At 47.9% G+C, this 5,490-nt stretch carries 2 tRNA genes and 3 rRNA genes; all 5 read left to right on the top strand.

Annotated features, from left to right (window positions below):
• Positions 1-269: 269 nt before the first annotated feature.
• A 16S ribosomal RNA gene (locus LPB86_RS20800) occupies positions 270-1,791 on the top strand.
• 121 nt (positions 1,792-1,912) lie between these two features.
• Positions 1,913-1,986 (top strand) — tRNA-Ile (locus LPB86_RS20795).
• Positions 1,987-2,005: 19 nt separating this feature from the next.
• Positions 2,006-2,082: transfer RNA gene (locus LPB86_RS20790), tRNA-Ala, on the top strand.
• A gap of 258 nt (positions 2,083-2,340) precedes the next feature.
• Positions 2,341-5,220 (top strand): 23S ribosomal RNA (locus tag LPB86_RS20785).
• Between the two features lie 129 nt (positions 5,221-5,349).
• Positions 5,350-5,461, top strand: a 5S ribosomal RNA gene (gene rrf / locus LPB86_RS20780).
• Together the 16S, 23S and 5S rRNA genes with 2 tRNA genes alongside form the textbook arrangement of a ribosomal RNA operon.
• Positions 5,462-5,490 lie beyond the last annotated feature (29 nt).

Below are 5,490 nucleotides of genomic sequence, written 5' to 3'. Positions count from 1 at the left end.
ACTTTGAACTGAGGGATGGAATACTAAGACCATGCTGAAACAGGAAGTGTAGACGAAGAAGATATAAAGAAGGCGGCCGTGAGGACTTAGCCGAGAAGTTCATTAAAGAGATGTCATTTTATAAAAACGCAGTAGGGTAAACAGGTACGCTTTTCAAAGTACATGAGAACTACAGGTTTTTTGGGTTTAATTCTATCAGACAATACAAAATAGAATAAAGACTATTATTAATACAAGTTAAGAATGGTCAGCGTTCAAACACAACATTTACAATGGAGAGTTTGATCCTGGCTCAGGATGAACGCTAGCGGCAGGCCTAATACATGCAAGTCGAACGATATTTTCCAGCTTGCTGGGGAAGAAAGTGGCGCACGGGTGCGTAACGCGTATGCAACCTACCTTAATCAGGGGGATAGCCCGAAGAAATTCGGATTAACACCGCATAAAAACACAGTACAGCATTGTACAATGTTCAAATATTTATAGGATTAAGATGGGCATGCGTGTCATTAGCTAGTTGGCGGGGTAACGGCCCACCAAGGCGACGATGACTAGGGGATCTGAGAGGATGACCCCCCACACTGGTACTGAGACACGGACCAGACTCCTACGGGAGGCAGCAGTAAGGAATATTGGTCAATGGAGGCAACTCTGAACCAGCCATGCCGCGTGCAGGAAGACAGCCCTCTGGGTCGTAAACTGCTTTTATTCGGGAATAAACCTCAATACGTGTATTGAGCTGAATGTACCGAAGGAATAAGGATCGGCTAACTCCGTGCCAGCAGCCGCGGTAATACGGAGGATCCAAGCGTTATCCGGATTTATTGGGTTTAAAGGGTGCGTAGGCGGCTTTTTAAGTCAGGGGTGAAAGACGGTAGCTCAACTATCGCAGTGCCCTTGATACTGAAGAGCTTGAATGAACTAGAGGTAGGCGGAATGTGACAAGTAGCGGTGAAATGCATAGATATGTCACAGAACACCGATTGCGAAGGCAGCTTACTATGGTTTTATTGACGCTGAGGCACGAAAGCGTGGGGATCAAACAGGATTAGATACCCTGGTAGTCCACGCCCTAAACGATGAATACTCGCTGTTAGCGATACACAGTTAGCGGCTAAGCGAAAGCGTTAAGTATTCCACCTGGGGAGTACGCCCGCAAGGGTGAAACTCAAAGGAATTGACGGGGGCCCGCACAAGCGGAGGAGCATGTGGTTTAATTCGATGATACGCGAGGAACCTTACCCGGGCTTGAAAGTTAGTGAATCATTTAGAGATAGATGAGTCCGCAAGGACACGAAACTAGGTGCTGCATGGCTGTCGTCAGCTCGTGCCGTGAGGTGTTGGGTTAAGTCCCGCAACGAGCGCAACCCCTATGTTTAGTTGCCAGCACGTCAAGGTGGGGACTCTAAACAGACTGCCTGTGCAAACAGAGAGGAAGGAGGGGACGACGTCAAGTCATCATGGCCCTTACGTCCGGGGCTACACACGTGCTACAATGGATGGTACAGAGGGCAGCAAGCTGGCAACAGCAAGCGAATCTCAAAAAGCCATTCACAGTTCGGATAGAGGTCTGCAACTCGACCTCTTGAAGTTGGATTCGCTAGTAATCGCGTATCAGCAATGACGCGGTGAATACGTTCCCGGGCCTTGTACACACCGCCCGTCAAGCCATGGAAGTTTGGGGTACCTAAAGTATGTAACCGCAAGGAGCGTCCTAGGGTAAAACAGATAACTGGGGCTAAGTCGTAACAAGGTAGCCGTACCGGAAGGTGCGGCTGGAATACCTCCTTTCTGGAGTAGATTAGACTACTTACTGCGTTAAAATGATATAAAATGACAAAAGATCTCAAAAAAGAAAACCCATAGGATGAAACATCGTTATAGTGTTCCCCTACTGCAGTAAAGACAAAATAGTCCCGTAGCTCAGTTGGTTAGAGCACTACACTGATAATGTAGGGGTCAGCAGTTCAAATCTGCTCGGGACTACATTAGGTATAAATCTTAAGGGGGATTAGCTCAGCTGGCTAGAGCGCCTGCCTTGCACGCAGGAGGTCAACGGTTCGACTCCGTTATTCTCCACCATCACCGTTACCTGTTATAAAAGGTAAGGAAATAGGAAGGGCGCCTTGATAGGCGACCGTCCCGGGATAGAAAAGTTCTTTGACATATTGGAAGAAGTTAAAAAAGAAGAGCAAACAACAATAGAGACGTTGTTTGAAGGACAAAAGATGAAAGATTAAAGAACGATGACTTCGGTCTTTGTTCCTTGATCCATAATCGTTATTCTTTAAACGACAGAACAAAAAAAGCATTTCCATAGGCGCAAAAGGCTATGGAGAGAAGAAAGTAAGAAAGAGTACACAGGGGATGCCTTGGCTCTCAGAGGCGATGAAGGACGTGATAAGCTGCGATAAGCACTGGGGATTAGCAAATATGAATTGATCCGGTGATTTCCGAATGGGGAAACCTGGCTGGTTGAAGACCAGTCGCATTACGATGCGCAAACCTGCCGAACTGAAACATCTAAGTAAGCAGAGGAAGAGAAAATAATAATGATTTCCTAAGTAGTGGCGAGCGAACGGGAAAGAGCCCAAACCATTCATGTTACGGCATGTGTGGGGTTGTAGGACTACGATGTGATTATAATGCAATGAAGTGGAACAGGATGGGAAGCCTGGCAATATAGCGTGAGAGCCGCGTACACGTAAATACCATTAGTCTAGTAGTATCCTGAGTACCGCGAGGTCGGAGACGCCTTGTGGGAATCTGCCGGCACCATCCGGTAAGGCTAAATACTCCTGAGAGACCGATAGTGAACCAGTACCGTGAGGGAAAGGTGAAAAGAACCCCGAACAGGGGAGTGAAATAGAACCTGAAACTGTGTACTTACAAGCGGTCGGAGCGTCCAGGTGGCGTGACGGCGTGCCTTTTGCATAATGAGCCTACGAGTTACTCTTCTCTGGCAAGGTTAAGTGTTTAAGACACGGATCCGCAGCGAAAGCGAGTCTGAATAGGGCGTATAGTCAGGGGAGGTAGACGCGAAACCTTGTGATCTACCCATGGACAGGTTGAAGGTGCGGTAACACGTACTGGAGGACCGAACCGATAAACGTTGAAAAGTTTCCGGATGATCTGTGGGTAGGGGTGAAAGGCTAATCAAACTGGGAAATAGCTCGTACTCCCCGAAATGTTTTTAGGAACAGCGTTGATATAAAGTTATATAGAGGTAGAGCTACTGATTGGGTGCGGGGGAGTCAAATCCTACCAAATCCAGACAAACTCCGAATGCTATATAATATGATCAGCAGTGAGGCCCGGGGTGCTAAGGTCACGGGCCGAGAGGGAAAGAACCCAGACCATCAGCTAAGGTCCCCAAGTTACTACTAAGTTGAACTAACGAGGTGCGATTGCACAGACAGCTAGGATGTTGGCTTGGAAGCAGCCATTCATTTAAAGAGTGCGTAACAGCTCACTAGTCGAGCGATCGTGCATGGATAATAAACGGGCATAAAGTAGTACACCGAAGCTATGGGTAATATTAATATTACGGTAGGGGAGCATTCCAGCGGCAGCGAAGTTATGACGTAAGTTGTGGTGGAGCTTCTGGAAAAGCAAATGTAGGCATAAGTAACGATAAGGCGGGAGAGAAACCCGCCCACCGAAAGGATAAGGTTTCCTGATCAACGCTAATCGGATCAGGGTTAGTCGGGACCTAAGGAGAACCCGAAGGGGAAATTCGATGGACAACTGGTTAATATTCCAGTACTTTTTATAACTGCGATGTGGGGACGGAGTAGTGACACTGCCGCGATCTGACGGAATAGATCGTTAAAGACTGTAGGTATTGGAGAGGTAGGCAAATCCGCCACTCTAGCTAAAGGTTGATAGTACCGCGAGGCTTCGGCTGAGTGGATAGCGCAGGTAATCAGACTTCCAAGAAAAACCGCTAAGCTTCAGGTTATAAAAACCCGTACCGCAAACCGACACAGGTATCCGGGAAGAGAATTCTAAGGTGCTCGAGTGAATCATGGCTAAGGAACTCGGCAAAATGGCCCTGTAACTTCGGGAGAAGGGGCGCTGACAGCAATGTCAGCCGCAGTGAAAAGGCCCAGGCGACTGTTTAACAAAAACACATGGCTTTGCAAAATCGAAAGATGAAGTATAAGGCCTGACACCTGCCCGGTGCTGGAAGGTTAAGAGGGGATGTCATTCGCAAGGAGAAGCATTGAATCGAAGCCCCAGTAAACGGCGGCCGTAACTATAACGGTCCTAAGGTAGCGAAATTCCTTGTCGGGTAAGTTCCGACCTGCACGAATGGTGTAACGATCTGGGCGCTGTCTCAGCCATGAGCTCGGTGAAATTGTGGTCCCGGTGAAGACGCCGGGTACCCGCAACGGGACGGAAAGACCCCATGCACCTTCACTACAATTTAACATTGCCATTGGATACAGGATGTGTAGGATAGGTGGGAGACAATGAAGCGGGTTCGCCAGGATTCGTGGAGTCAACGTTGAAATACCACCCTTTCTGTATTCGGTGTCTAACCCCACTAGTTGGGGGACATTGTTTGATGGGTAGTTTGACTGGGGTGGTCGCCTCCAAAAAGGTAACGGAGGCTTTCAAAGGTAAGCTCAATACGCTTGGTAACCGTATGAGGAGTGCAATAGCATAAGCTTGCTTGACTGTGAGGCAGACAAGCCGAGCAGGGTCGAAAGACGGATATAGTGATCCGGTGGTTCTGCATGGAAGGGCCATCGCTCAAAGGATAAAAGGTACGCTGGGGATAACAGGCTGATCTCCCCCAAGAGCTCATATCGACGGGGAGGTTTGGCACCTCGATGTCGGCTCGTCACATCCTGGGGCTGGAGAAGGTCCCAAGGGTTCGGCTGTTCGCCGATTAAAGTGGCACGCGAGCTGGGTTCAGAACGTCGCGAGACAGTTCGGTCCCTATCTGTTGTGGGCGTAGGAATTTTGAGTGGGGCTGACCTTAGTACGAGAGGACCGGGTTGGACTAGCCTCTAGTGAATCTGTTGTTCCGCCAGGGGCATTGCAGAGTAGCTACGCTGGGAATAGATAAGCGCTGAAAGCATCTAAGTGCGAAACTAGCCACGAGATGAGAATTCCATATAGGACCGTAGCAGACTACTACGTTGATAGGTTACAGATGTAAAGGTGGTGACATCAAAGTCGAGTAATACTAATCATCCGAAGCTTTCAAAAGCAGAATACTGTTGTTTGTTCTTCAAACTAACTTCTTTCAATAATATGTCATTGTTATATTAGTGAAAACAAGCCTGAATTGTTTAAAAGCAACTCAGAGATATACCAACTAAATAACCTTAAAAATATTTAGGTGCCTATATCGGTGGTGTCCACCTCTTCCCATTCCGAACAGAGAAGTTAAGCCCACCAGAGCCGATGGTACTGCGGTAACACGTGGGAGAGTAGGTCGGTGCCAAATCTTAAAGAAAGCCTGATAGAAAATCTATC

This window comes from Pedobacter sp. MC2016-14, assembly GCF_020991475.1.
Taxonomy (GTDB): Bacteria; Bacteroidota; Bacteroidia; order Sphingobacteriales; family Sphingobacteriaceae; genus Pedobacter.
The sequence above is the reverse complement of the archived record's forward strand: the minus strand, read 5'-3'. Positions and strand labels throughout refer to the sequence as shown.